At 66.1% G+C, this 23,398-nt stretch carries 21 protein-coding genes and 1 pseudogene; 10 read left to right on the forward strand and 12 right to left on the reverse strand.

Translation table 11 applies throughout. The annotated features are described in order from the left end of the window. The first annotated feature begins 5 nt into the window (after nucleotides 1-5). The 4 genes from CXY73_RS07525 (at nucleotide 6) to CXY73_RS07540 (ending at nucleotide 3,722) form a co-directional block, all read left to right on the forward strand. Entirely contained in the window at nucleotides 6-935 is a 930-nt protein-coding gene (locus CXY73_RS07525) for a 2-hydroxyacid dehydrogenase (RefSeq protein WP_104177339.1), read from the forward strand. Between the two features lie 40 nt (nucleotides 936-975). After that, nucleotides 976-1,305 (forward strand): metal-sulfur cluster assembly factor, encoded by a 330-nt coding sequence (locus CXY73_RS07530; protein WP_104136763.1) that lies wholly within the window; start codon nucleotides 976-978, stop codon nucleotides 1,303-1,305. Between the two features lie 278 nt (nucleotides 1,306-1,583). Next, nucleotides 1,584-2,285 (forward strand): FadR/GntR family transcriptional regulator, encoded by a 702-nt coding sequence (locus CXY73_RS07535; RefSeq protein ID WP_104136766.1) that lies wholly within the window; start codon nucleotides 1,584-1,586, stop codon nucleotides 2,283-2,285. 12 nt (nucleotides 2,286-2,297) lie between these two features. Next, on the forward strand, nucleotides 2,298-3,722 hold the full coding sequence (locus tag CXY73_RS07540) for an alpha-hydroxy acid oxidase (protein ID WP_104177340.1): 1,425 nt from the start codon (nucleotides 2,298-2,300) through the stop codon (nucleotides 3,720-3,722). A 46-nt stretch (nucleotides 3,723-3,768) separates the two neighbouring features. Here CXY73_RS07540 and CXY73_RS23510 read toward each other — a convergent pair whose 3' ends face one another. From CXY73_RS23510 to ddaH, 6 genes and pseudogenes are all read right to left on the reverse strand, one after another. After that, nucleotides 3,769-3,942 (reverse strand): hypothetical protein, encoded by a 174-nt coding sequence (locus CXY73_RS23510; RefSeq protein WP_368665892.1) that lies wholly within the window; start codon nucleotides 3,940-3,942, stop codon nucleotides 3,769-3,771. A 19-nt stretch (nucleotides 3,943-3,961) separates the two neighbouring features. Continuing rightward, a pseudogene (locus CXY73_RS23515) lies at nucleotides 3,962-4,138 on the reverse strand (death-on-curing protein); the annotation flags it as partial. Continuing rightward, a complete protein-coding gene (locus CXY73_RS07550; protein ID WP_233198200.1) occupies nucleotides 4,135-4,341 on the reverse strand; it encodes a ribbon-helix-helix protein, CopG family in 207 nt (68 codons plus the stop codon). The pseudogene CXY73_RS23515 and the gene CXY73_RS07550, both read right to left, overlap by 4 nt. A 53-nt stretch (nucleotides 4,342-4,394) precedes the next feature. Next, nucleotides 4,395-5,357 carry an acetylxylan esterase gene (locus CXY73_RS07555; protein ID WP_104177341.1) on the reverse strand — a complete coding sequence of 321 codons (963 nt, stop codon included), beginning with the start codon at nucleotides 5,355-5,357 and terminating at the stop codon, nucleotides 4,395-4,397. Between the two features lie 40 nt (nucleotides 5,358-5,397). Continuing rightward, entirely contained in the window at nucleotides 5,398-6,654 is a 1,257-nt protein-coding gene (gene rocD / locus CXY73_RS07560; RefSeq protein ID WP_104177350.1) for an ornithine--oxo-acid transaminase, read from the reverse strand. Nucleotides 6,655-6,698: 44 nt separating this feature from the next. Further along, nucleotides 6,699-7,553 (reverse strand): dimethylargininase, encoded by an 855-nt coding sequence (gene ddaH / locus CXY73_RS07565; RefSeq protein ID WP_104136774.1) that lies wholly within the window; start codon nucleotides 7,551-7,553, stop codon nucleotides 6,699-6,701. Nucleotides 7,554-7,779: 226 nt separating this feature from the next. On the opposite strand from ddaH, the gene CXY73_RS07570 reads away from it, so the two are divergent. Further along, nucleotides 7,780-8,217, forward strand: coding sequence for an Lrp/AsnC family transcriptional regulator (locus CXY73_RS07570; protein ID WP_104136778.1), 438 nt, complete (start codon nucleotides 7,780-7,782; stop codon nucleotides 8,215-8,217). Nucleotides 8,218-8,226: 9 nt separating this feature from the next. Here CXY73_RS07570 and CXY73_RS07575 read toward each other — a convergent pair whose 3' ends face one another. Next, nucleotides 8,227-8,997 (reverse strand): ABC transporter permease, encoded by a 771-nt coding sequence (locus CXY73_RS07575; protein WP_104177342.1) that lies wholly within the window; start codon nucleotides 8,995-8,997, stop codon nucleotides 8,227-8,229. A gap of 169 nt (nucleotides 8,998-9,166) precedes the next feature. Between CXY73_RS07575 and CXY73_RS07580 the strand changes: the two genes are divergently transcribed. The 3 genes from CXY73_RS07580 (at nucleotide 9,167) to CXY73_RS07590 (ending at nucleotide 11,035) form a co-directional block, all read left to right on the forward strand. Beyond that, nucleotides 9,167-9,541, forward strand: coding sequence for a GntR family transcriptional regulator (locus tag CXY73_RS07580; protein ID WP_233198201.1), 375 nt, complete (start codon nucleotides 9,167-9,169; stop codon nucleotides 9,539-9,541). Nucleotides 9,542-9,686: 145 nt separating this feature from the next. Further along, nucleotides 9,687-10,679, forward strand: coding sequence for a hypothetical protein (locus CXY73_RS07585; protein WP_146071681.1), 993 nt, complete (start codon nucleotides 9,687-9,689; stop codon nucleotides 10,677-10,679). Beyond that, a complete protein-coding gene (locus tag CXY73_RS07590; RefSeq protein ID WP_369831225.1) occupies nucleotides 10,676-11,035 on the forward strand; it encodes a GntR family transcriptional regulator in 360 nt (119 codons plus the stop codon). The genes CXY73_RS07585 and CXY73_RS07590 overlap by 4 nt, the downstream gene beginning before the upstream one ends. 230 nt (nucleotides 11,036-11,265) lie before the next feature. On the opposite strand, the gene CXY73_RS07595 is transcribed toward CXY73_RS07590, so the two are convergent. The 4 genes from CXY73_RS07595 to CXY73_RS07610 all read right to left on the reverse strand — a co-directional run bounded on the left by CXY73_RS07595 (nucleotide 11,266) and on the right by CXY73_RS07610 (nucleotide 20,016). Continuing rightward, nucleotides 11,266-12,255 carry an NAD(P)-dependent oxidoreductase gene (locus tag CXY73_RS07595; protein ID WP_104136787.1) on the reverse strand — a complete coding sequence of 330 codons (990 nt, stop codon included), beginning with the start codon at nucleotides 12,253-12,255 and terminating at the stop codon, nucleotides 11,266-11,268. A gap of 24 nt (nucleotides 12,256-12,279) precedes the next feature. Continuing rightward, nucleotides 12,280-15,168, reverse strand: coding sequence for an alpha/beta fold hydrolase (locus tag CXY73_RS07600; RefSeq protein ID WP_233198202.1), 2,889 nt, complete (start codon nucleotides 15,166-15,168; stop codon nucleotides 12,280-12,282). A 44-nt stretch (nucleotides 15,169-15,212) separates the two neighbouring features. Beyond that, nucleotides 15,213-16,235 carry a 3-oxoacyl-ACP synthase III gene (locus CXY73_RS07605; protein ID WP_104136790.1) on the reverse strand — a complete coding sequence of 341 codons (1,023 nt, stop codon included), beginning with the start codon at nucleotides 16,233-16,235 and terminating at the stop codon, nucleotides 15,213-15,215. A gap of 199 nt (nucleotides 16,236-16,434) precedes the next feature. After that, nucleotides 16,435-20,016: a bifunctional proline dehydrogenase/L-glutamate gamma-semialdehyde dehydrogenase gene (locus tag CXY73_RS07610; RefSeq protein WP_104177344.1), complete on the reverse strand. Its 3,582-nt coding sequence runs from the start codon at nucleotides 20,014-20,016 to the stop codon at nucleotides 16,435-16,437. Nucleotides 20,017-20,173: 157 nt separating this feature from the next. Here CXY73_RS07610 and CXY73_RS07615 point away from each other — a divergent pair, with 157 nt between their 5' ends. After that, the gene (locus CXY73_RS07615) at nucleotides 20,174-21,130 is read left to right on the forward strand and encodes a LysR family transcriptional regulator (RefSeq protein ID WP_104136795.1); all 957 of its coding nucleotides are present in this window, start codon (nucleotides 20,174-20,176) and stop codon (nucleotides 21,128-21,130) included. 184 nt (nucleotides 21,131-21,314) lie between these two features. Here CXY73_RS07615 and CXY73_RS07620 read toward each other — a convergent pair whose 3' ends face one another. Continuing rightward, nucleotides 21,315-22,496, reverse strand: coding sequence for an IS110 family transposase (locus CXY73_RS07620; RefSeq protein ID WP_104177345.1), 1,182 nt, complete (start codon nucleotides 22,494-22,496; stop codon nucleotides 21,315-21,317). Nucleotides 22,497-23,131: 635 nt separating this feature from the next. Between CXY73_RS07620 and CXY73_RS23200 the strand changes: the two genes are divergently transcribed. Continuing rightward, nucleotides 23,132-23,263: a hypothetical protein gene (locus CXY73_RS23200; RefSeq protein WP_255411369.1), complete on the forward strand. Its 132-nt coding sequence runs from the start codon at nucleotides 23,132-23,134 to the stop codon at nucleotides 23,261-23,263. The last annotated feature ends 135 nt before the right edge of the window (nucleotides 23,264-23,398 follow it).

A 23,398-nucleotide genomic window follows, 5' to 3' on the forward strand; every position in this document is an offset into this window, starting at 1 on the left:
GACCGATGAGCCCCGAAATACTGCGCGTCAGCCTGCCCGAGCCCCAACTGCGCGCCGCCCTCGGCGATCTGCCCGACGGCGTCGAGATCATCGAGTGGGCGATGGAAGGCCCAGCACCGGTTCCCGAGATCGATATCGTCGTCACGCCGTACATGGGCAAAACCGACCGGCTGGCCCACCTCGCCGGAGTCAATACCAGGCTCGTGCAGAGCCAGTCCATCGGCTACGACGGCGTCGACCGGGTGCTGCCAGCCGGGCACGTCTACGCCAACGCGGCCAGCGTGCACGAAACTTCTACCGCCGAGCTCACCCTCGCGCTCATCCTGGCCTCCCAGCGCGGCATTCCCGACTTCGTGCGCGCCGCCGATGTCGGTACGTGGGCGGCACCCTCGCACCATGCGAGCCTCGCCGATCGCACCGTTCTGCTGCTCGGCTACGGCGGCGTCGGCCACGCCATTGAGACTCGGCTGCTCGCCTTCGAAACCACCGTCATCCGGGTCGCCCGCACGGCCCGCAGCGATGAGCGCGGCATGATCTATAGCTTCGAGTCCCTACCCGAGCTGCTTTCGAGGGCCGATATCGTCGTGGTCGGCGTGCCGCTCACGACGCAGACCACCGGCATGGTCGACGACGCCTTCCTGTCGCAAATGCAAGACGGTAGCTTGCTCGTCAACATTGCCCGCGGTCAGGTCGCCGACACGGATGCGCTACTCGCACACGCCACCAGCGGCCGCCTGCGGCTCGCGCTCGACGTGACCGATCCGGAGCCGCTGCCGGCGGGGCATCCGCTTTTCGCGCTGCCGAACGTGATTATCTCCCCCCACGTTGGCGGCGCCTCAAGCGCGATGCTGCCACGCATGGCCCTGCTCGTTCGCCACCAAATAGAGCGAATACTGCGCGGCGAGAGCCCCGTCAACGTCGTGCTGACGCGTTAGTCGGGCAGAGCGCGACCCGCCGCGACCGTAGGCTGGGAACATGGTCTCAGCACTCACTCCGGCACGCCTGGATGACATCGAAGAAGCACTCAAGAACGTTATGGATATCGAGATCGGCATCAACGTCTTTGACCTCGGCCTGATCTACGGCCTGGCCTGGGACGACGACACCGATACGCTCGTCATCCAAATGACCCTCACCTCGGCCGGCTGCCCCGAGCAAGAGGTGCTCACGGAACAGACCGAGCAGGCACTCATCGGCGTGGTCGAACGCCATCGGATTAACTGGGTCTGGATGCCGCCGTGGACTCCCGACAAAATCACCGACGACGGGCGCAGCATGATCAGCGCTCTTGGGCTGAGGATGTAAGTACCCCCACGGTCTACGCGGCTGGCGCAACCCGGCCATGTGCTGCTCTCGCGAACAAATGACTGATTCCCACGCGCGGTGGAGGCGGACGTCTCTCGGCCCTGATTCGCCTGGGCGGCGCGAGACGCGCGTCGCGCTGCTGCTTGGTGCGCCCGGGTGGCAGGCCAGGCGCGTGTGCACCAAGCGGGTGCTCCCGAGCTTTGACGGATTTGCCTATCGCGCGAGCGGGTGGTGATCGTGTAACCTGTGGTCAGACCACATGTCACCGAGAGGACCCTATGACCGCCCCACGCGCCTGGCAGGTCGTACTCGACGCGGTCGAACGCGATCTGCTCGACGGTCGGCTCAGCCCCGGGGACCATTTGCCGCCCGAGCGCACCCTTGCCGCCGACCTCGGCGTCGGCCGATCCAGCGTGCGCGAGGCCCTGCGCGTGCTCGAAGTGCTCGGTCTGATCCGCACGGCGGTCGGATCGGGTCCCTCAGCGGGCGCGATCATCGTCGCCCGACCCGGCGGCGGCATGTCCGCGCTCATGCGCCTGCAGGTCGCGGCCCAGGGCTTTGCGGTGGCCGACGTGGTCAAAACCCGACTCGTGCTCGAAGGCTCGATCGTCACCGACCTCGCGACCGGTGATTCCCCCGACCTGGCCTCCTCCGTGCAGATCCTCACCGCGATGGAAGGCCAGCCCCTCACCGAAGCCGAATTTCTCGCCCTCGACGCGGCGTTCCACCTCTCCCTCGCCGAAGCGAGCGGCAACCAGGTCGTCACGGCGACCATGGCTGGCCTCCGCAGCGCGATCGAGGGGTACGCGCGGGCCGGTGCGGCGGGCCTGCCGAGCTGGCCGGCAACATCCGCTCGACTGATGCTGGAGCACCGCGGCATTCTCGCTGCCATTCTCGCCGGTGAAGCGGATGCCGCCCGCCTTGCGATGCACACCCACATCTCCGGTTACTACGCCGAAACCCACCTGCGCGATCACTAGAAAAGGACGACCATGGTTCAACGACGCATCCCCAAGATTAAAGATCTCGCCCCGCTGATGAAATTCAAGAGCCCGGAGTTCAACGCGAGGAAGCGCCGACTCGCTGCGGCGCTCACGATCGCCGATCTGCGCGCGATCGCCCAGAAGCGCACCCCGAAGGCAGCCTTCGACTACACCGAGGGCGCCGCCGAAGCCGAAATCTCGCTCAGCCGGGCCCGCCAGGCCTTTGAAGACATCGAGTTTCACCCCTCGATTCTGCGCGACGTGTCGACCGTTTCGACCGGGTGGGACGTGCTCGGCGGCCCGGTCGCACAACCGTTCGGCATCGCGCCGACCGGATTCACCCGCATGATGCAGACCGAGGGTGAGATCGCCGGGGCGCACGCGGCGGCCAGGGCCGGAATCCCCTTTGCGCTGTCGACCATGGGCACGACCTCGATCGAAGATGTGAAGGCCGCCAACCCGAGCGGCCGCAACTGGTTTCAGCTGTACATGTGGAAGGACCGCGACCGCTCGATGGCGTTGGTCGATCGGGCCGCGAAGGCCGGTTTCGACACGCTTCTGGTGACCGTCGATGTGCCCGTGGCAGGTGCTCGGCTGCGGGACAAGCGCAATGGTTTCTCGATTCCGCCGGCGCTCACGCTCGGCACGGTCGTCAACGCGCTGCCGCGCCCGGAGTGGTGGATCAACTTTCTCACCACCGAACCGCTCGCCTTCGCGAGCCTTGACCGTTGGAGCGGCACCGTCGCCGACCTGCTCGACACGATGTTCGACCCGACCGTGGACTTCGAGGACCTCGCCTGGATCAAGGCGCAGTGGCCGGGCAAGGTCGTCGTCAAGGGTGTGCAGAATCTTCAGGACGCCAAGCGCCTCGTCGATCTTGGCGTCGACGGCATCACGCTTTCGAACCACGGTGGCCGCCAACTTGATCGGGCGCCGATTCCGTTCCACCTGCTGCCGCAGGTCGCGCGTGAGGTCGGTGCGCACACCGAGGTGCACCTCGACACTGGCATCATGTCAGGAGCCGACATCGTGGCCTCCGTCGCGCTCGGTGCGCGCTTCACCATGATCGGCCGCGCCTACCTCTACGGCTTGATGGCCGGCGGCGAGGCCGGCGTCGACCGCACCATTCAGATTCTGTCGGAGCAGGTCAGCCGCACGATGCGGCTGCTCGGCGTGAACTCGCTCGAAGAGCTGAACCCCGGGCACGTGACGCAACTGGCCCGCCTGATGCCGGTCGCCGCCCCGATGGTCGCCTCGGCCGAGGCTGTTCCGGCACGGAAGGCGCCGGTGCGCAAGGCTCCAGTACGCGGGGCCCCAGTACGCGAGGCCCCAGTACGCACAGCCGCCGCGCCGAAACAGAGCGTCAGAGCATCCACTGCCGTCACGGGCACGCCGGTGAAGCGTGCGCCAAAGAAGGCGACCCCGACGGCATAGCCGTAGCCGCGGGCGGTGCAACCTGGCCCGGGTTTGCGCCGCCAGCTTATGGCCGTTTGACCCGATGCGCCGCGAGGCGGCGTTCAGATTCGTCGAGGTCGATGACTCCCTCTGCGACGCCGATCACGAAATCGAAACCCTCGTCGGCGGTGAAATCGTGGGCATAGCCGTTGATCCAGAGAGAGCACCATGAGGGTCCAGCCGGTGCGCTTGTTTCCATCGACGAGCCAATGATTGCGAACGAGCGATTCGAGCAGGGCTGCGGCCTTGCGGTCAAAGGTCGCGTAGGCATCCGTTCCGAACATGGACGCAGACGGCCGTGCCAGCGCAGACGCAAGCAGGCCGCCGTCCTGCACGTAGAATCCGTACCGCTCACTCACCTGAAGCGCGTCAGCGACCTCCAGGTAACGCGTCATGCGTCTTCGAGCCGCTGCAGCAACTCGGCGTCGTGGGTCAGCACGAACTGCAGGCCCGACTCGATTTCATCTCGACGCGAGTAGCGATCGACAACCAGGGTTGCGCCCTGCAGGAGCAGTGCGTGCTTCGATACGTGTTGTGCCGTCGCGAGCTCTTCGAGCTGACGATCGAGTTCCTCCGGGATGCGCACATTGATAGCCATACCAAAATGGTAGTAGGCCCGGTTTGGGTAGCAAGATCCTTCTTGAGACTGGTTCAGGCGAGATATTCGCCGAACGCCCGCAGGGCGAGAGCGTCGTCCTCCCAGGCGCCGCCCTCGTGCCCGTTGTAGGGCCAGACCGTGATCTGCTTCGGTCCGGCATAGTTGTTGTAGGCCGCGAACACGGTCGACGGCGGGCAGATCGGGTCCATCAGCGCGGCCGTCATCGTCACCGGCGCGCTGGCGCGCTTGGCGAAGTTCACGCCGTCGAAGTAGGAGAGCACGTCGTGCACCCGCGCTACCTTCAGCCGATTCGTGGCGAGGTATTGGCCGAGCTCGCGGTAGGGCATAGCGTCGGTGACGACGGATGCTCGCGGAAAGTCACAGAGAAATGGCACCCGCGCGACGACCGCGGCTAGATTGGGCACCAGTCCGGCCACGGCGAGCGCGATCCCACCGCCCTGACTGGTGCCGACCACGCCCACCCGGGCTTCGTCGACGAGCGCGAGGCTGCGGGCCGCCGACACAGCACGCACGGCGTCGGTGAACAGGCGGCGGTAGTAATAGGTCTCGCGCGAGTCGATACCGCGGGTCATGAAACCCGGCACCTGCGGGCCGCTCCCCGCAGCGCCGGCGGTATCGCCGGTGCTACCGTTGAAGCCCTGCCCGCGCACATCCATCTCGAAGTGCGCGTACCCGGCGGATGCCCACAATAGGTTTTGGAAACCCTGCCCACGTCCCCCGCCATAGCCGTGAAACTGCACGATGGTCGGCAGCGGACCGCTGGCACCGGCGGGAACGCGCAGCCAGGCTTTGATCGGTTGTCCGCCGAAGCCGGAAAAAGTCACGTCGAATACGTCGAGCGTTTGCAGACCGGCATCGACCGGAGTCACGGTGACATTGACCGGATGGCTCTCGGCCTCGGCGAGGGTGTCGGCCCAGAACGCGTCGAAGTCACGCGGGTCGGCCTGGCCGCTGCGGTAGGCGAGGAGTTCGGCTTCGGGCAGGTCGGTGTACATGCCTGCCAGCCTACGGCCGCTCGGCCCCGAGCCCGGGCGCCTACTTGGCGGCGGTGAGGTCGACCAACACAAGGCGCAGTTGCTCGACGGCCCAGTCCACGTCGTCGGCGGAGACCACGATCGGCGGGGCGAGGCGAATGGTCGAGCCGTGCGTGTCTTTGGCGAGTACGCCGCGGGCGAGGAGGGCTTCGCAGACGACGCGGCCCGGGGCCAGCGCGGGATCGATGTCGATGCCGGCCCAGAGCCCGACGCCGCGTACCTCGACCACGCCGTGGCCGATCAGCGCCGAGAGCCCGGCGTGCAGGCGCGTGCCGAGCTCGGTCGCGCGCTGCTGGTATTCTCCCGTGGCCAGCATTTTCACGACGGCCAGGCCCACTGCGGCGGCCAGCGGGTTGCCGCCGAAAGTCGAGCCGTGCTCGCCGGGATGTAGCACTCCGAGAACGTCGGTGTTGCCGACGACCGCCGACACCGGCACGATTCCGCCGCCGAGCGCCTTGCCGAGCAGGTACAGGTCGGGAACAACGCCCACCAGATCGCAGGCGAAGGTCGAGCCAGTGCGACCGAGGCCGGACTGAATCTCATCGGCGATGAACAGCACGCCCAGGCGCGTGGTGATCTCCCGCACGGTCGGCAGGTATGCCGCCGGTGGCACGACAATCCCGGCCTCGCCCTGAATGGGTTCGAGCAGCACGGCGACGGTGTTCTCGTCGATCGCAGCCTCGAGCGCCGCGGCGTCGCCGTAGGGCACGGTGCGAAAACCGGGAGTGAACGGACCAAAGTCAGCGCGGGCCAACTCGTCGTCGGAGAAGCTGATGATGGTCGTGGTGCGTCCGTGAAAGTTTCCGGCGGCGACGATAATGTTGGCCTGATCGGGCGCGACACCCTTCACCCGGTAGCCCCAGGCGCGGGCGACCTTGATGCCCGATTCGACCGCTTCGGCGCCGGTGTTCATCGGCAGCACCATGTCTTTGCCGGCCAGTTCGGCGAGCGCGGTCACGAACGGGCCGAGCTGGTCATTGTAGAAGGCACGGCTGGTGAGGGTGATACGGCCAAGCTGCGCGCGGGCCGCGTCAAGCAGCACCGGGTTGGAGTGTCCGAAGTTCACGGCGGAGTACGCGGCGAGGCAATCCAGAAAGCGGTGACCGGCAACATCCGTTACCCAGGCACCGTCACCGGAGGCGACGACGACCTCGAGGGGGTGGTAATTGTGCGCGGCGTGCACGCTTTCCTGGGCGATGAGTGCGGCTGCTTCCGGCGAAACGGATGCTGTGGGTGCGTCGGTCAGATTCGTCGTCATGTCGTTCTCCTTCAGGTTCGTTGTCGCGGTATGAGTGGGCGCGGTCATCGGCGCAGCTCGAGTGTGCAGCACTTCACGCCGCCGCCGCCGAGCAGCAGCTCGGACAGGTCGACGCCGATCGGGTTGTAGCCGCGGGCACGCAGCTGGCGTTCGAAGTCCTTGGCACGGGCGGCGATGACGACGTTGTACCCGTCGGAGTAGGAGTTGAGGCCGAGGATGGATGCATCCTCTTCGGTGACGATGATCGCGTCGGGATAACGTTCCTGCAAAATCGCGAGGCTTTCCGCGTCGAACGCGCTCGGAAGGTACGCGATGTTGCTGTCGTCGAGCACGGCGACGGCGGTGTCGAGGTGGTAGAAGCTTGGGTTGATCAGGCGCAGGGTGATGACCGGGCGGCCAGCGATGACCGAGAGCTCTGCATGGCTGTTCGAGTCGCTGCGAAAGCCGGTGCCGGCCAGAATCACGTCGCCGACCAGCAAAAAATCGCCCTCACCCTCGTTGGTCTCGACCGGCACGCGCACGTCGAAACCGTTGGCGCCGAACCAGCGCATGTAGGCGGGGCCCTCGGGCTGGCGCTGCACGTGGGTGAACTTGGCACCGTAGGCCTGGTTGTCGATGACGAATCCACCGTTGGCCGCGTAGACCATGTCGGGCAGTCCGTCGATCGGTTCGATCAGCTGCACGTCGTAGCCGAGACCGACGTAGGTGTCGTACAGGGTCTGCCACTGCGCGACGGCGAGCGAAGTGTCGGTGGGCACGGCCGGGTCCATCCACGGGTTGATGCGGTATACCACGGTGAAGAATTGCGGCTTGCACATGAGAATAGTGCGCTTGGTGGCGGTGCGCACCGGAACGGTGGCTTCTGCAGCGAGAACGGGGGCGGGAGAGTTGATCGACATGAAGCTCCTTCGTCGTTTAGCGGGCCTGACAACCCGAGAAACGTAGGGTGGATGGCGGACCAGGTCGCTCACGAGAGCCCGGCGCGATTGACTTGCGATCATTCCGGGACGCCAGTCTTAGTCTCACACAGCACGATTCAACGTTTCACGCTGATCTGCGCAATAAATCTTCGAGAATGACCATCGGAACGCACATTTGCGTACAGCAGTCGCTTAGACTCGGTCCATGGACAACCTAGACCACAGCATTCTCGACCTGCTGCGCCAGAACGCACGAGCCGGCTACGGTGACATCGGATCCGTCGTGGGTTTGTCGGCATCCGCTGTGAAACGGCGCGTCGATCGGCTCGTGGCCGACAAGGTCATTCGCAGCTTCACCATTCAGGTTGATCCGGCTGTCGACGGCATGAGCACCGAAGCCTACGTCGAGCTGTTCTGCCGAGGCACCGTCGCCCCCGACGAACTCTTGCGCATTCTCTCCGGCGTGCCGGAGGTGGTCGATGCCGGAACGATCACCGGAAGCGCCGATGCCATGGTACACATTCGTGCCCGGGACATTCCGGGCCTCGAGGCGGCCCTCGAAAAGGTGCGCCTCGCGCCCAACGTCGACCACACCCGCAGCGCGATCGTCTTGTCCCGTCTGATCCACCGTTCGGTCGGGTAACGACGGAGGTCAAGCAGCAGGGACGGGCTTTTGACGCACGGGAGCGACCAGGTGCAGCAGCGTCACTGCAGCGATCGACCCGGCGCAGAGGATGCCAGCGAGCACGACGATCTGAAACCGCCCGGCCTCGAGCGGCGAGGCTCCCCCGAAAAGCGCGCCGACGAACGCTCCCGGGAGGGTGACCAGCCCCGTGGTCTTGGTCTGATCCGTTGACGGGATAATGGCGAAATAGACCGCTTGCCGAGCGAGTTCCCGGGTGGACTGACCGGGTGTGGCGCCGAGCGCGAGCCAGCCCTCAACCTCGTCCCAGTGGTCGCCGACCGCTTCGGTGAAGCGCCGTCCGCTCAGCGTCGCGATCGACATGGCATTGCCGATGATGATGCCACCGATCGCGAGAACGTAGCGCGGTGAAAATTCAATCGCTCCGGTCGTGAACACGATCGTCAGCGTGACAACAACGCCGAGCCCCATCGCCGCGGCAACCCGCACCAAATGGCGCCGGTTGAAGCCGATCCGCCGGGTCACCGTGCCAACGGCCGCCGCGAACATGACGAGCAGTCCGACACCGACCCAGAGCGGATCGTTGATGATTCCGCTGAGAATCAGGCTGATCGCGGCCAGCTGCAGGGTGCCGCGCAGCAGGGCCAGCGCCGGCGCGAACGGATGCTGCGTGCGGTAACCACGCAGCACCGTCACGACCACCGCCAGAAGCAGCACGACACCGACCAGGGTCGGCAGTAGCCCGGCCAGTTGAGCGGGTAGATTGGCCGGAAAGGTCATGGGATCGAGCCTACCGAGCCGCCGCGGCCTCACGAACGTTGCTTCAAGAACGCTGAGGCACTCATTCACCCGGTCTCTTGGATATTCTGGAGGAACGTACCAACGGTATGCTGTTGCAGCATCCGTTATGGCGGGGCAAAATTGTTCCTAACGTCGAACGGAGGGTTCCGTGCCCGCTTCTTTTATCGCCATTGATTCCCAGTCGAGTACGCCGCCCTTTGAGCAGTTACGCAGTCAGGTGATTGCGGCCGTGCGCTCCGGCGAACTCGCCCACGACACTCGCCTGCCGACCGTGCGGGCGCTCGCCGCTGAACTCGGCCTGGCCACGAACACGGTCGCCCGCGCCTATCGTGAGCTAGAGCGTGACGCCGTCATCGAAACCCGCGGCCGATTCGGGTCATTCATCGCTCCCAATGGCGATGCGGCGGCGCGGCAAGCCCAGGCTGCGGCCGCATCGTTCGCCGCTCGCATTCAGCAGCTCGGGCTGAGCCAGGAGGAGGCGCTCGCTCTCGTCACCGAAGCTCTGGAACGTCCGCGCGCCTGAGCGTCTCGGCTGCACTCTTCTGGGTACGTTGGAGCGAAGTTTCTGCGGTTAGGCACGGCCGCGACAGCTTTTTCTGCCGAGCGTCGATTGCCCCGCTGGTTTGTATTGCTACTCTGGTACAAAACGCACACAAAAGGAGGGTTTCGTGAATCCGATCTTAGTGATTCTGGCAGCGTTGGCAATGGCGGGTCTCGGCATCCGTTTGGCCTATATCTCGCGGGCCGAACCGCGCAAACGAATGCTTCACGCCTACTCCCAGCAGGTCGGGCTCGCGTTGGTGCCCGAAATTGTTCCCGAGCTGTCGCGCCGACTTTACCGCCGCGAACGTGCCGGAGTGGTCGGATCGATGGTGGGACTCGTCGTCGGAGCGGCGGTACTCGTCGCAATGGACGGCAGCGAGAGCCTATGGAACGGGCTTCTGGTCGGGGTAGCGATGACGGTTACGTCGACAATCGCCCTCATCCTCAATGATTCGCGTGTGGCCTTCACCCCGGTTCCCGACGCGCCGCGACTCGCACGCAGCCTGTCGCCCCGGTTGGCCGATTACGTCACGCCGCTCGACCGCACGTTTTCGCTAAGCTTTCTGGCGCTGGCTACCCTCGGCTATGTTGCCGTGCTCGGGGTCATCGCGATCAACCCGGAGCAAGTGTTCGATGACGTTTCGGTGCGTACAATTCTCTGGCCGGCCGGACTCTTGCTGGCCCTCGCGGCCGCAGCGAGCCTGCTGACCTGGGCGGCTGCCGGCGCGCTGCTCGGCCGCGGCCAACCGGCCAGCACATTCATCGAACTGGCTTGGAGCGATGCCTTTCGCAGTACCACCCTGCGCAGCCTGATCGGAATCCCGGGCATTATCGCCGCCGTCAGCACCTGCGTGTTGTTTCTGTCACTGAGTGACGCGATTGACCTGCCGGAGCCCGGTTCGGTCGGGGAGGTCCTGGTTGATTCCTTCGCGATCGTGGGGCCGGTGGTGGTCTTCGCCCTGATCGGTTGGAGCGTGACGAGCTTGCGCAATCGCAGCACCACGCACTACCTACGCCGAATGTGGCCCGAGACAGCCGCCGAGCTAATCCGGCGCCGGCGCGGCCCATCCGCCCATAACTTGCCCGATGAGGACAGCCGCGAGAAGACCTCGGCATGATGCTGCTGGTCGATCCGCGTTCCGCCACACCGCCCTACGAACAGTTGCGGGTGCAGGTACTCGCCGCTGTTCGCGCGGGTGATCTGACCCCCGGGGACAAGCTGCCGACCGTACGCAAGCTCGCCGAGGATTTGGGGCTCGCCACCAATACCGTGGCCCGCGCCTACCGCGAGCTCGAGCGCGACAAGGTCATCGAGACGCGCGGCCGCAACGGATCCTTCATCGCCGCAAGTGGCAACGCTACCCAGCAACAGGTGCAGGCCGCCGCCGCGTTCGCCGACCGGGCGCGCAAGCTCGGCGTGGCCCCTGCAGAGGCGCTCGGGTTCGCGCGCGCGGCCCTCGGGTTTCGCGCATAGCGGCTGGGCTTCGGGTAGGGCCGCACATAACTGCGGAAATTCGGGCGCAATGTGCGCCCAACGCGCAGTTTTCGAGGCTGGGGCCGGAAATCTCCGCGGTTGCGTACGAGGCCTACGGTATCCGCTCGTAGGCGCGCGGCCCGCCGCAGGCCGGCAACACTCGCGTGCACACCGCCGCACAAACCGACCAGGCCCGCGCCCGGTCGAACTGCTGAGGCAGCCCGGCGCAGCTAGAGGCGAGCGCGATAGTGCGCGGCAAGACGCTCGAAGCCCTCGTCGAGGGAGACCGCGGGGGTCCAGCCCAGGTCGGCGCGAGTGCGGCGCTGGTCGAACCAGTGCGCCGTTGAGAGCTGTTCGGCCAGAAACCGGGTCATCGGTGGCTCGTCGACACCCGGGCGACGCCGCCAGATGGCCTCGATGAGCGAGCCGACACCGCGGGCAGCGGATGCCGGCACCCGCCAGGTCGGTGCCGCCACGTTGGCCGCGCCGCAGATTCCGGCGAGGATGTCCGCGACCGGGCGCGGTTCCCCGTTGGTGATCACGTAACTCTGGCCGTGCACGGAGGCAGCCGCGTCGAGCGCGGCGTGAATGGCCGAGGCCGCGTTATCGACGTAGGTCGTGTCGATCAGCGCAGCGCCGTGGCCAAGCAACGGCAGCCGACCTGAGCGCGCACGGTCGACGATGCGCTCAACCAGCTGGGTATCGCCGGGACCCCAGACCAGGTGCGGACGCACAGCGACCACACGGAACTTGGGAGCATCGGCAGCGAGCGCGAGCAGCTCGGCGCGCGCCTTGGTACGGGCGTAATCGCCACGAGCGTGTTTCGGCGAGGCCGGCAGTGCATCGGAACCCATGATCGAGCTGCCAGCGTGGGCTACGGATGGCGATGAAACGTAGACGAAACGGGAAACGCCAGCCTGCTGCGCAGCCTGCACAACGGTGTGGGTGCCGCCGACATTCACCGCCTCGAACTCGGCCGGGTCACCGGTGAGCGAGACCTTTGCAGCCAGGTGTACGACCGCGTCCATACCGCTCACGGCGTAGGCGAGACCGGCGTAGGGTGTGTCGGCGACAGTCGTGATGGAGCCGTGCACGTCTTCGACGCCCGTCAGGCCGGACGACCGCCGCTGAAAGGTTCGCACCTCGTGCCCGGCCGCGCTGATGCTGGCGGCGACGGCACGGCCGAGAAATCCGCTGGCTCCAGTCACAAGTACTTTCATGATTTGGCTTTCATGGCTTGGCTTTCATGGCTTGACCCAGCGACCACCAGAGAGAATGCCGGTCGCCCAACGCGAAAGCCGGCTGCGGTCGATCTTGGAGTTGTGCCGAATATCGGTGGGCAGGCCGGGCACGACGAGCACGGCGGCGACCGGCGAGCCGACAGCGGAGCGCACTGCGGCGGCGAGCGACACGGATGCCCGGTGCATGCGGCTGGCCGGCGGCACGGTTTCGATCACGGCGACCTGCTGCTGGGTGCCGACCGGGCCGACGCCGATGAAGGCCGCCCGAGCAACGTCGGGCAGCGTTTCGATGCGCTGCTCCGGACCGACCGGGGTGACAACGCCGTCAGCCGTCACGATGACATGCGGCATGCGGCCCTCGACCCAGAGGCGGCCTGCGCTGTCGAGGTGACCGACGTCACCGGTTCGATGCCAGCGTTCGCCGGGCACGGCGCCGCGGCGCGAGGCCCGCTCGGTGAGCCAGAGCCGGTCGTAGTGGTCCTTGACGTGCGGCGCCGACACGACGATCTCACCGGTCACGTCGGGCTGCTCCGACAATTCACCAACGGATGCCCCACTCGCGTCGAGCGCGCTGATCCGGATGCGCGTGGTTTGTGTCGAGGCCCCGACGCAGACTCCCCCGGCCGGGTTCACAGTGGTCGCAGTCGGCATCGCGATCGGCGCGGTCTCTCCATCTCCGCTGGTTGAACTTGCCGGGACCACCGTCTCAGGTTTCGAGGCAGCGGACGGGGCCAGCTCGCCGTCGTGCGCTGCGGCATCCGTTCTGCAAGGCATCGAAACACTCGCAGCAGCAGCCCGAATGCCCTCGAGCGTGATGTCGGCCATCAGCAGGCCCTCGGTCATGCCGTACGGGGTGTGCGCGGTCGCTTGCGGCATGAGCGCCGCGGCCTGGGTGAGCAGGCTCTCGGAGATTGGGGCGCCGGCCGAGAGAAAACGCTGCACCCCGGCGAGGGCCGCGTGATCGGTGGGGGTGAGCGCGCCGGCGGTCGCAACGACGTTCACGAGCGCGGCGGGCGAAAGGAAGACAACGGTGGCGTCGATGGCGGCGACGGCGGCAGCAACCGCGGTGGCCGTGAGGGTCTTGGGGGCGGTGACGTCCATGTCGGGCGTGACCGAGCGGGCGCCGAGGGCCGGGCCGAGCAGGGCGAACGGAGCGAATCCGGCGACGAGACCGGTTCCGACGCCAACTCCGTATTGCAGAAAGAGGGCATTGCTCACGGCGGAGAGCTGGCCGTGCGTATAGACGACGCCCTTGGCCGGCCCGGTCGATCCGGAGGTGAACAGCACGGCCGCCGCGTCGGTCGGCGCGGGCTCGGTCGGGAGTGCGTCGCCGGCGTCGAGGCGCGCCTGACCCAGCCTGGTCAGCTCGGCGAGGGTGTGCTCGATGCTCAGGAGTGCGGCCATCGGTGCCGGAAAACGCGCTGTCGAGATCTTGCGTCCGGGCCAGCCGAGAGCGCGGGCGGCCATGAGGCCGGGAGCGGCTCCGATGACGCAGTCAGGGCGGGCGCCGCGCACGGCGCGAGTGAGGCCGGGGAGGCCGAGGCCGGCATCCGCTACGACGACGATCGCGCCGATGCGCACGCAGGCGTAGAGCACCGCGGTGAGGTCTGCGCTCGGCGGAACCAGGAGCGAGACGCGGTCGCCGGGCTTAACGCCGATGAAGACGAGACCGGCCGCGATCTGGCGCACACGCCGCGACAGCAAGCGCCAGCTGACGGTGCGCGGGGCCGCCGGCTGCATATCAACGAGGGCGATCTCGTCGGAGCATTGCAGCTCGTCGAGGTAATACCAAAGTGGATGCGTCCCCGCGACTTCCCACGCGGCTTGCGATCCCCCTCTGGCGGTCTCGGCAAGCTCGACCAACGACAGGGGCGCAGCCGACGAGGCGGCCTCACTCCCCGAGACGGCGTCACCAAGCCAGAGCAGCGCGGCGGCAGCGTAGTCCGCGTCCTCGGCCAGCAGATGCCCAGCGCCCTCGAACCGGTGCACTTGGGCGTGCGGCATCCGCTCGACCAGGTCGTCGAGGTAGCGGTCGCTAAAGATCGGGTCGCGTGGACCCCAGAGCAGCAATGTCGGCACCGTGAGGGCGCGTGCGCCCTCCGCTATGCGGTCGAGTTCGGGCCGACTTTCGTGGCTTAGCGCGACCGGAATGTCGGCGACGAACCCGCCGATTCCCCCGCGCCGAGCACTCGTCAGGTACGGCGCTCGGTAGCCGCGCTTGACCTCATTCGATAGCGACGGATGCGCCAACGCCAGCGTCGTGGCCAGAAAAGCCGGCGTCGCCACGGTCGCCGGACCGAGAATTCCACGACCGAGAGCGAGCCGCAACGGCGCCGGAATCGGAACGCCAGCGCACTGATGCACCGCCGTATTGAGCAGCATGACCCCGGCCAGCAGCTCGGGGTGGTCGACGGCCCAGCCGAGCGAGACCACTCCTCCCCAGTCATGGCCGAGGGTGATGACCGGCCCGGCCAAGTCGAGGGCGTCGGTGAGGTCGCCGAGGTCCTGCACCCGGCGGGCCAGTGGGCGAAAACCTCCGGTGCGCTCGGAAAAACCCATGTCGAGCTGGTCGACGGCGATCACGCGCCAGGCGGGCGCACCCGACGCCGCGGCATCCGTTGCCGACGACAGCAGGCTGCGCCACAGGTAGGACCAGGTCGGGTTGCCGTGCACGCACAGAATCGTTCCGACCGCAATCACGCCGAGCGCGTCGAGCTGCGGGCCGTTGTCGAGCAGGTGCCAGCCGTGCCGCAGCTCTCCCGTTGAATTGCTCTCGGCAACCTCGACCAGCTGGGACCACTCCGGGTCGAGGCCCGCCAGCCCGACCGGCGGCAGTGCCGCCGGAGCCGAAACGGTGCGAGACAGACGACGGGAGGTTCGGGTATCAGTCACAGGGCCATTTCTGAGCGGGTTCGAGCAGGGTTACAGAACGGAGTTCACCAGCAGAGCTCCATCATGGCGGTGTTGAGGCCGGAACCGACGCCCATCAGCAGCACCCGGTTGCCCGGCTGCAGATTCGACGCCTCTTGCGAGAGCGTGATCGGAATCGACGCCGGGCCCACATTGCCAAGCTTCGGATAGGTCAGCGGAATCTTGGTTTTGTCCATGCCGGTCGCCTTGACGATGGCGTTGGTGTGCACGTCGGAGACCTGATGCACGATGTAGCGGTCCATGTTGGACCAGCTCCAGTCGCGCTTTGCCTCGGTCCAGGCAGAGACGACCAATTCCATGCCGCCCTTGAGTAGCGCCTTCGCGTCGGTGAACATGCCATCGACGCTGCCGACGCAGAGTCCGTTGAACTGGGTGGCCGCGCGGGTGACTCCACCTAGAATGCGGTGTCCGCCGGGGTGGGCATCCGCTGGACCGAGCACGGCGGCGGCAGCGCCGGAGCCGAGGGTGAGGCTCGCGAACTCGCTCATGAAGTCTTTGCGCTTGATGCCCGGGCGACCGAGGCGCTCGATCGTGTTGGTCTGGATCTCATCGGCGTCTTCACCGTCAATGATCACGGCGTACTTGATCTGCCCGCTGTCGATGAGCTGCGCGGCGAGGGTCATGCCGTTGACGAAGCCGAGGCAGGCGTTGGCGATGTCGAAGTTGATCGCCGACGACGGCAGGCCCAGGCCGTGGTGGATTCGCACGGCAACGGAGGGTTCGAGATGCTTGCGGGTGACCGAGGTGTTGATGAGCAGGCCCACGTCGCTCGGCTTGATGCCGGCCTCGCGCAGGGCGATCTTGCCGGCCTTGACCGCGGCGTCATCGAAGGTCTCATTCGGCCCCCAATTGCGGCGTTCGTACACACCGGCGACGCGCTGCAGCAGCCCGATCGGCAGTTTGAGGCGCGTCAAAGCAGGCTTCAACCGTCGGTCGATCTCTTCCGACGTTATGATCAGCGGCGCCATCAGACTCGCGATCGACAACAAGGCGACGTTTCGATGCGTCGTCGTCGCGTTTCCGTTCAAGCGTGAACCCCTGTCGAGTTGTGGACAGCGGTAAGCATACGTCCCCTGTGAGTTTGACTTACGAAACTGTACGCGAACCACACGTAGCCTGTGAGCGCTATCGATTGCTCGGTGTAGAACCGCGGAGATTCTCGCCGATAACCCCCATAAAAATGCGATTGAAGGCTGCCAGACGAGAATCTCCGCAGCTGGGTGCGCTCTAGATCACGCCGTCCGAGAGAGTGCTCGGGTTGCCGAACCGGTGCGCGGTGATGGAGATGGCCTGTTCCCGCAGGAACGGCAGCACCTCGATGCGGCCGGCCTGGGTGACCGCGTTGGAGTACACGGCGATGTCGGGGCTGCCGTTGACGGCGTCGGCAAAAGCGGATGCCGCCTCCCGCGCCCCCAGCACCGGGTCGCTGCCGATGAGGCGCACGCGGCTGGCCGTGATGCCACCGGAACGGGCCCGGTCGAGCCACTCGTCGTCGCTTTCAATGAACACCGGAATCTCACGCTCGGCCAGGATGTTGCGCACGGCCGGCGGAACCGGAATGGTGCTCGACACGTCGAAACGTGACGTCGACAGGGTCGCAGCGGCGATCACGCGCAGCAGCTGGGCGAGCGTTCCCGACTCGGTCAGGCGCACGGTGACCGGCAGCGCGCGGTAGCGGAACAGGTTGCGCTCCACGCCGAGGTCGGTCGCGTCGCGCACGACATTGAATTCCTCGCGCCAGGCGAGTGCGTCGCTCACTGCGGAGCGGCGCAGCACGTCGAAGTCGGCGTAGTCGAGAAAAGGCTGGCTCGCCTCGATGATGTCGGTGACGCGCTGTTCGAGCCCGCGCAGGTGCAGCGTCGAGCTGTTGCGGCCGGGCTCGTTGACCCAGCTGCCGAGGCCGAGCAGGTAGTTCGGTCCGCCGGCCTTGGTGCCGGCTCCCACGGCTGAGCGCTTCCAGCCCCCGAAGGGCTGGCGCTGCACAATGGCACCGGTGATGCCACGGTTGACGTAGAGGTTGCCGGCCTCGATCGTGTCGACCCAGAGGGCCAGCTCGTCGGCGTCGAGCGAATGTAGCCCGGTGGTCAGGCCATAGTCGACGGCGTTTTGAAAGTGGATGGCTTCTTCCAGATTGCGCGCGTGCATCACACCGAGCACCGGACCGAAGAACTCGGTGAGGTGAAAGTACGATCCGGGCACGACGCCGGTGCGGATGCCCGGTGACCAGAGTTTGCCGGTCCCATCGAGCTGCTTCGGCTCGACCAGCCACTTCTCTTCAGCACCGAGGGTGGTCAGCGCGTGCAGTAGCTTGCCGTCGGCCGGCGACATGATCGGGCCCATCTGGGTAACCGGGTCGCTCGCGTGGCCAACCTTGATCGACGTCGCGGCGTCGACCAGCTGGCCGAGGAACCGCTCCGACTTTGCGACCGATCCGACCAGAATCACCAGGCTCGCGGCCGAGCACTTCTGGCCGGCGTGGCCGAAGGCGCTCTTGACAACGTCAGCGGCGGCCAGGTCGAAGTCGGCCGAGGGGGTGACGATGATGGCGTTCTTGCCGCTGGTTTCGGCGAGCAGCGGGAGGTCCCGGCGGAACGAGCGAAACAGCTCGGCCGTCTCGTAACCGCCGGTGAGAATGACCCGGTTCACCGCGGGGTGCGCGATGAGCTTGGCGCCGAGCTCACGGTCGGGCAGGTTGACCAGCGCGAGAAGTTCGCGAGGAATGCCTGCTTCCCACAACGCCTCGACGACGACGGCACCGGTGCGCTGGGCTGCGGTGGCGGGCTTGACCACGACGCCAGCACCCGACGCGAGGGCGGCGAGCATGCCACCGGCCGGGATGGCGGTCGGGAAATTCCACGGCGGGGTGACGACGATGAGCTTGGACGGCACGAAGATGGCGCCCTGCACACGGTCGAGGTCCTTGGCTCGTTCGGCGTAGTAGTTGGCGAAGTCGATGGCTTCGCTCACTTCGGCGTCACCCTCGGTGATGGTCTTGCCGCACTCGCTCGCCATGACCTCGATCAGGCGGTCACGGTTGGCGGCGAGCGCCAGGGCGGCGCGGTGCAGCACCGCAGCACGTTCGACGCCGGTCTTCTGGCCCCAAGCGATTCCGGCTTCGAGCACACCGTCAATGATCGTGTTCAGCGCGGCCTCGTCGGGCACCGCAGCGGCCAGGTTCGTGTCCGTTCCGAGAGTGGATGCATCGGCGCGGGCCAGGATACGCCGGCCCCAGGCCCGGTTGGCGGGCAGCGACGGGTCGGTGTCCGGCTCGTTGTGGAAGGTTGAGTGCGTGGGCACCGAGCCGCGGGTGATGCCCAGCAGCAGGCCGGTCAGTTGCGGATCGTCGTCGGGGGCGGTCTCGGAAATCTGGCTCCGGGCATCCGTGTGGGCGGCAGCCAGGCGATCAAAGTCGTAGCTACTCGAGCGATCCTGCACCCGGTTGGGAGTAGGCACCACGTCATCGAGGGCGTCGAGGGAGGCTTGAAAACGGGCCTTCTCACGGTCGAACAGCTCGGGGTTGCTGGTCAGTTCGAACACGGCCGACATGAAGTTCTCCGAGCTCGCGTTCTCTTCGAGCCGGCGAATGAGGTAGCTGATAGCCACGTCGAACTGCGAAGGATCGACGACGGGTGTGTAGAGCAGCAGCTGGCCGACGTCATTGCGCACGGCTTGCGCCTGGCCTGTGGCCATGCCAAGCAGCATCTCGAACTCGACCCGGTCGTCGACGCCGCGGGCGACGCTGAGCAGGTGCGCCCAGGCCACGTCGAACAGGTTGTGGCCGGCAATGCCGAGCTTGACGGCATCCGTATTCTGCGGGGTCATTGCCCAGTTGAGCACGCGCTTGTAGTTCGTGTCGGTGTCTTGCTTGCTGCCGAAGGTCGCGAGGGGCCAGTCGTGCACAGCGGCATCGACATTCTCCATCGCAAGGTTGGCACCCTTGACCAAACGAACCTTGATTGGTGATCCGCCAGCCGCTCGCCGGTTCTGCGCCCAGTGGGTCAGGCCTTGAATCGCGCTCAGGGCATCGGGCAGGTAGGCCTGCAGCACGATCCCCGCCTCAAGCTGGGCGAGCTGCGGCTGGTCAAGCAGCCCTTCGAACACCGCGATGGTGAGGTCAAGGTCGCGGTATTCCTCCATGTCGAGGTTGATGAATTTCGGGGTAGCAGATGCCGCCGCGAACTCAAACAGCGGCGTCAGGCGCTTGATCACGCGGGCGACGGTCTCGTCGAAGGCCCACATCGACAGCTGGCTGGCGATCGAGGAAACTTTGATCGAGACGTAGTCCACGTCGGGACGCTGGAGGATGCGGCTCGTTGCCTCGAGGCGTTCGAGCGCCTCTTTCTCGCCGAGCACGGACTCACCGAGCAGGTTGATGTTGAGGCGGTTACCGCCCTCTTTCAGGTGCACGAGCGCGGGGCCGAGCTTCTCGGGGGTCGCGTCGACGACGAGGTGGCCAACCATCTGGCGCAGCACCGTGCGTGCGGCTGGAATGACGACCCAGGGCAGCACTGGTCCGAGGATACCGCCGAGGCCGATGGCCGCGCGCATGTGCGGCGGCAGAAAACCGGGTGCTTTTTTGGCAACCTTCGCGAGGCTGTAGCCGGCGACCATCTTGTCCTCGGGGCGCATGACGCCGTCCACAAAGCCCACCGTGAAGTCGAGACCGTTCGGGTCCTTCAGAACGCCGGCGAGCCGCTCGGCGGCGGCATCCGTTGGGATGGTAGCGCTTTCGTCCAGCCATTTCTTGACGAGCTTGACGACCTCCGCACTGAAATCCTCATTGGTAGGGCGGGTGGAGGCGTTGGTCATGGTCACGAGACTAGTCTTTCGTTCACGGATGGGTTGCTCTGGTGGTTCAAGTCTGTGGCCAGCCTATATTTAGTAAAAGCAATTGTTTCTGCATGATATTCGTTACAATTTCTAATGATTTGGTTTCGGGCGGGTCAATGGGTGTAAGGGGCAGCGGATGCTGGATGTCAGGCGACTGCGACTGCTGCGCGAACTGAAGATTCGCGGCACCCTCGCCGGGGTCGCCGAGGCCCTCGCCTACAGCCCTTCCGCGGTGTCGCAACAGCTCGCACTGCTCGAAAAAGAAGCCGGCGTCGTGCTGCTCAAGAAGGTTGGCCGGCGGGTGCAGCTCACGCAGCAGGCGGAGATTCTGGTCGAACACACGACCTTTCTGCTGGAGCGGTTGGAGCTCGCCGAGGCCGACCTGCGCGCGAGCACCACGACGGTGTCTGGCACGGTGCGGGTGGCCGTGTTCCAGTCGGCCGCCCTCGCCGTGATTCCGCGGGCACTCACCTTTCTGGCCGAGGATTTTCCGGCCCTGCGGGTAGAAGTGACCGAACGCGAGCCGGAACGTGGCCTGTTCGAGGTCGCGGCGCGCGACTTCGACCTCGTGCTCGCTGAGCAGTATCCCGGCCATACCCGAGCGCACTGGCCCGACCTCGACCGCATCAATCTCGCGACGGATGCGTTGCGGCTCGCGGTGCCGCCGGATTCCGGACGGATCAACGCAGCGACGTTGGAGGAGACCGCCGGGCTGCCCTGGGTGATGGAGCCCGTGGGCACAGCGTCACGGCAGTGGGCGACGCAGCTTTGCCGCTCGGCCGGGTTCGAACCGGACGTTCGGTTCGAAACGGCCGACCTGATCGCACATATCCGCCTGATTGAATCGGGCAATGCCGTGGGCATTCTGCCCGACCTGGTCTGGGCCGGGCGAATGCCGGCCGTACAGTTACACGACTTGCCTGGCACCCCGCACCGCACCCTGTTTTCGGCCGCACGCCATTCGAGCGCCCAGCGACCAGGGGTGGTCGCGGTGCGCGAAGCCCTCGACCGGGCGGTGAGCAAGGTGGCCAAACCCACCGAATCCGACCCGCTCGAGCCGCCGCGCCCGTTCGAGCCCCTCGCGCCGGTGTAGCCGGATTCCGCGAAAGCGGGTAAAAGGTTTGCTTCAGCCCTCGCGAAGCAGCCGTCACTGAAAACGCGCCTAGCTTCCCGCCCCAACGTCACGAACCGACGCAAGATGTCCGATAACCCGCCGCACCCGCCTGCGAGATCCACCCATTCGGTGGTCGAGCTTGCCGACGCTTCTATGGCAGAAGTCAAGCGTATGGCCGTAAATCTTTCCCAGATTGATGGCCAAGTTCACTGATCGTTTTTGGGCGCGTCAAGGTGGCGGGGTGGGCCGTCGAAGACGGCTCGACCCGCTGGGTCGGCGGTTCCGGGCTGGGGTGGCGGGTGTCGCTGGCTAGCCGGTGAGGTTCTCCAGGACGCGATAGAGGTGGCGGGCGATGTAGCAGTTTCAGACTGCGGATGATCTCCTTGCGCGTCTGTCCCTCCTGCGTCTTCTTGGCGAAGTAGGCGACGGGGTCGTGGTGGTAGCGGTAGAACGCGGTGACGTAGAGCGCGTTACTCAGCTGCCGGTCGCCACCGCGGTGCAAACGGTGGCGGGTGGTGTTGCCCGAAGACGCCGGAATCGGCGCGGCGCCGGCGAAGCGAGCGAACGCCGCTTCGGAGCGGATGCGTCCCTTGTGTGACCACGACACAACCAGCTGCGCGGCGACGTAGGGGCCGACGCCGTGCTCGGCCAGGAGGCGGGGTGCGAGAGCGGAGACGTGCTTGAGGAGGCCCTTCTCGTTCGCTTTGAGCTCGACGCTTCGGCGGAGGATGTCCTGCGCTTCGCGGGTCGCTTCCGCCCGGATGGTGACCATGCCGGCGTCGTCGGTGCGGTGAGCACGCCACGCGGCGACCTGGCTGATTTGCTCATCGGTGAGGCTGGTGCGCACGTCCAGGCCGAAGCCGAACCCGCGGAGCAGCGCGGTGAGGCGATTGATCGAAGAGCCGCGGGAGCGTTTCAGCGCGGCGCGCGCGGTGAGCAACACGGTCAGCGCGGCGTGGTCGCCGGCGTGGTCGCGCGGGGTGATCAGCTGCTCGACGGGCAGAGCGAGCGCGTAACGGGCAGCGTGTTCGGCGTCGATCGGGTCGAATTTTCCCGCCCGTCGAACACCGCGTTTGGGTGGTTTTGTTTCGCTGACCCGCACACCCGAGGCGACCAAAAGGTCGCAGAATTGGGCGCCGTAGGACCCGGTGCCTTCCATCGCGACCAGCACCGGCACGGTCGTTTCCCGCTCGATCCAGGCCTGCGCTCGTTTCAGGCCGGCCGGGTTGGTGGGGAACGTTTGCGCGATGCCGTGGCGGGCGCCCAGCTGATCTATCGCCACGAGTGTGTGGGTCTTGGCGTGGGTATCCACCCCCACGACGTGGCCGAAAACTTGTGAGACCATGGTCACGATAACTCCTTTGGTTGGGTGTTATTTCGTGCCGGTCTGGGATTTCCTCGGGGAACATCTCTGTAATGAGTCACGACCTAGCAACAGGTACGGACGGGCTTCTAATCAAGTCACTCTGAGGGTCACAGGCCGGCTCGACTGAATGCGTGAAGCGGACATGTCGGCAGCAAGACACCTCAATGAAGAGGGTCAGGGATCGCAAGTGTCACGCATCACACAGGAGAGTCAAGACCAGCCTGTCAGCTGATAACCAGACCAGCTATAACCATTACAGAGATCACAATCGACCAACTCGCGCCATGTCTGCGAAACGTGGGTACCGTCCCGCTGCCGAGCTGCCCTCGCATCCGCTACTCGCATGACCGCCCCCGATATCGGCAGCCGCGACGCCGGTTACCGTAGCACGCACCCATATCGCAGCGCGTTGATCTGATCGCAGCGCGCGGTGATCTCAGCCGCCGGAGCGAGCTCGGGCACGCGGGCGATCAACACGTTTCCCAACTGCGAACGGTCGAACACACCGATCATTCCGGCTTCAGCCTGACGACGCTCGACCCGGGGTCAACGCCAGCCTGAAGTCGGAGGTCACCCGCCGTGCGTTAATCGGGTCTTCGGTTTAGAAACTTCTGATGTCCTTGGCCACTGTGCACCACGGCATAGACAGCACCAACGCATCCGGTTTCGACCCACGATCGTTTGCATTTCCCTGGCAGACAGACGGACACCCCGGAGCGGGCGTGCGCCACGGCATCCGTTTCTGATGGGGCGCCAGACCCCCGCGCTGCGTCGGACTCGTAGGGGCAGCTGAACCCTTCGGACACGCCGAAGTACAGTTTGGCATCGGAGGATCCTCCGGGCTGCCACTGTTCCTCGAGGAGCACGGCCAGCTGGGTCAT

Origin of the sequence: Cryobacterium sp. Y50 (genome assembly GCF_002929805.1) — a bacterium.
Lineage (GTDB): Bacteria > Actinomycetota > Actinomycetes > Actinomycetales > Microbacteriaceae > Cryobacterium.

Bases quoted from the DNA above. Each gene is read 5' to 3' on its own strand.
- rocD (WP_104177350.1), bottom strand. From the start codon at position 6,654: ATGACGACGAATCTGACCGACGCACCCACAGCATCCGTTTCGCCGGAA.
- CXY73_RS07595 (WP_104136787.1), bottom strand. From the start codon at position 12,255: ATGAAAGTACTTGTGACTGGAGCCAGCGGATTTCTCGGCCGTGCCGTC.
- CXY73_RS07525 (WP_104177339.1), top strand. From the start codon at position 6: ATGAGCCCCGAAATACTGCGCGTCAGCCTGCCCGAGCCCCAACTGCGC.
- CXY73_RS07535 (WP_104136766.1), top strand. From the start codon at position 1,584: ATGACCGCCCCACGCGCCTGGCAGGTCGTACTCGACGCGGTCGAACGC.
- CXY73_RS07530 (WP_104136763.1), top strand. From the start codon at position 976: ATGGTCTCAGCACTCACTCCGGCACGCCTGGATGACATCGAAGAAGCA.
- CXY73_RS07550 (WP_233198200.1), bottom strand. From the start codon at position 4,341: ATGGCTATCAATGTGCGCATCCCGGAGGAACTCGATCGTCAGCTCGAA.
- CXY73_RS07540 (WP_104177340.1), top strand. From the start codon at position 2,298: ATGGTTCAACGACGCATCCCCAAGATTAAAGATCTCGCCCCGCTGATG.
- CXY73_RS07620 (WP_104177345.1), bottom strand. From the start codon at position 22,496: ATGGTCTCACAAGTTTTCGGCCACGTCGTGGGGGTGGATACCCACGCC.
- CXY73_RS07575 (WP_104177342.1), bottom strand. From the start codon at position 8,997: ATGACCTTTCCGGCCAATCTACCCGCTCAACTGGCCGGGCTACTGCCG.
- CXY73_RS23200 (WP_255411369.1), top strand. From the start codon at position 23,132: ATGTCCTTGGCCACTGTGCACCACGGCATAGACAGCACCAACGCATCC.
- CXY73_RS07610 (WP_104177344.1), bottom strand. From the start codon at position 20,016: ATGACCAACGCCTCCACCCGCCCTACCAATGAGGATTTCAGTGCGGAG.
- CXY73_RS07615 (WP_104136795.1), top strand. From the start codon at position 20,174: ATGCTGGATGTCAGGCGACTGCGACTGCTGCGCGAACTGAAGATTCGC.
- CXY73_RS07590 (WP_369831225.1), top strand. From the start codon at position 10,676: ATGATGCTGCTGGTCGATCCGCGTTCCGCCACACCGCCCTACGAACAG.
- CXY73_RS07570 (WP_104136778.1), top strand. From the start codon at position 7,780: ATGGACAACCTAGACCACAGCATTCTCGACCTGCTGCGCCAGAACGCA.
- CXY73_RS07555 (WP_104177341.1), bottom strand. From the start codon at position 5,357: ATGTACACCGACCTGCCCGAAGCCGAACTCCTCGCCTACCGCAGCGGC.
- CXY73_RS23510 (WP_368665892.1), bottom strand. From the start codon at position 3,942: ATGGAAACAAGCGCACCGGCTGGACCCTCATGGTGCTCTCTCTGGATC.
- ddaH (WP_104136774.1), bottom strand. From the start codon at position 7,553: ATGTCGATCAACTCTCCCGCCCCCGTTCTCGCTGCAGAAGCCACCGTT.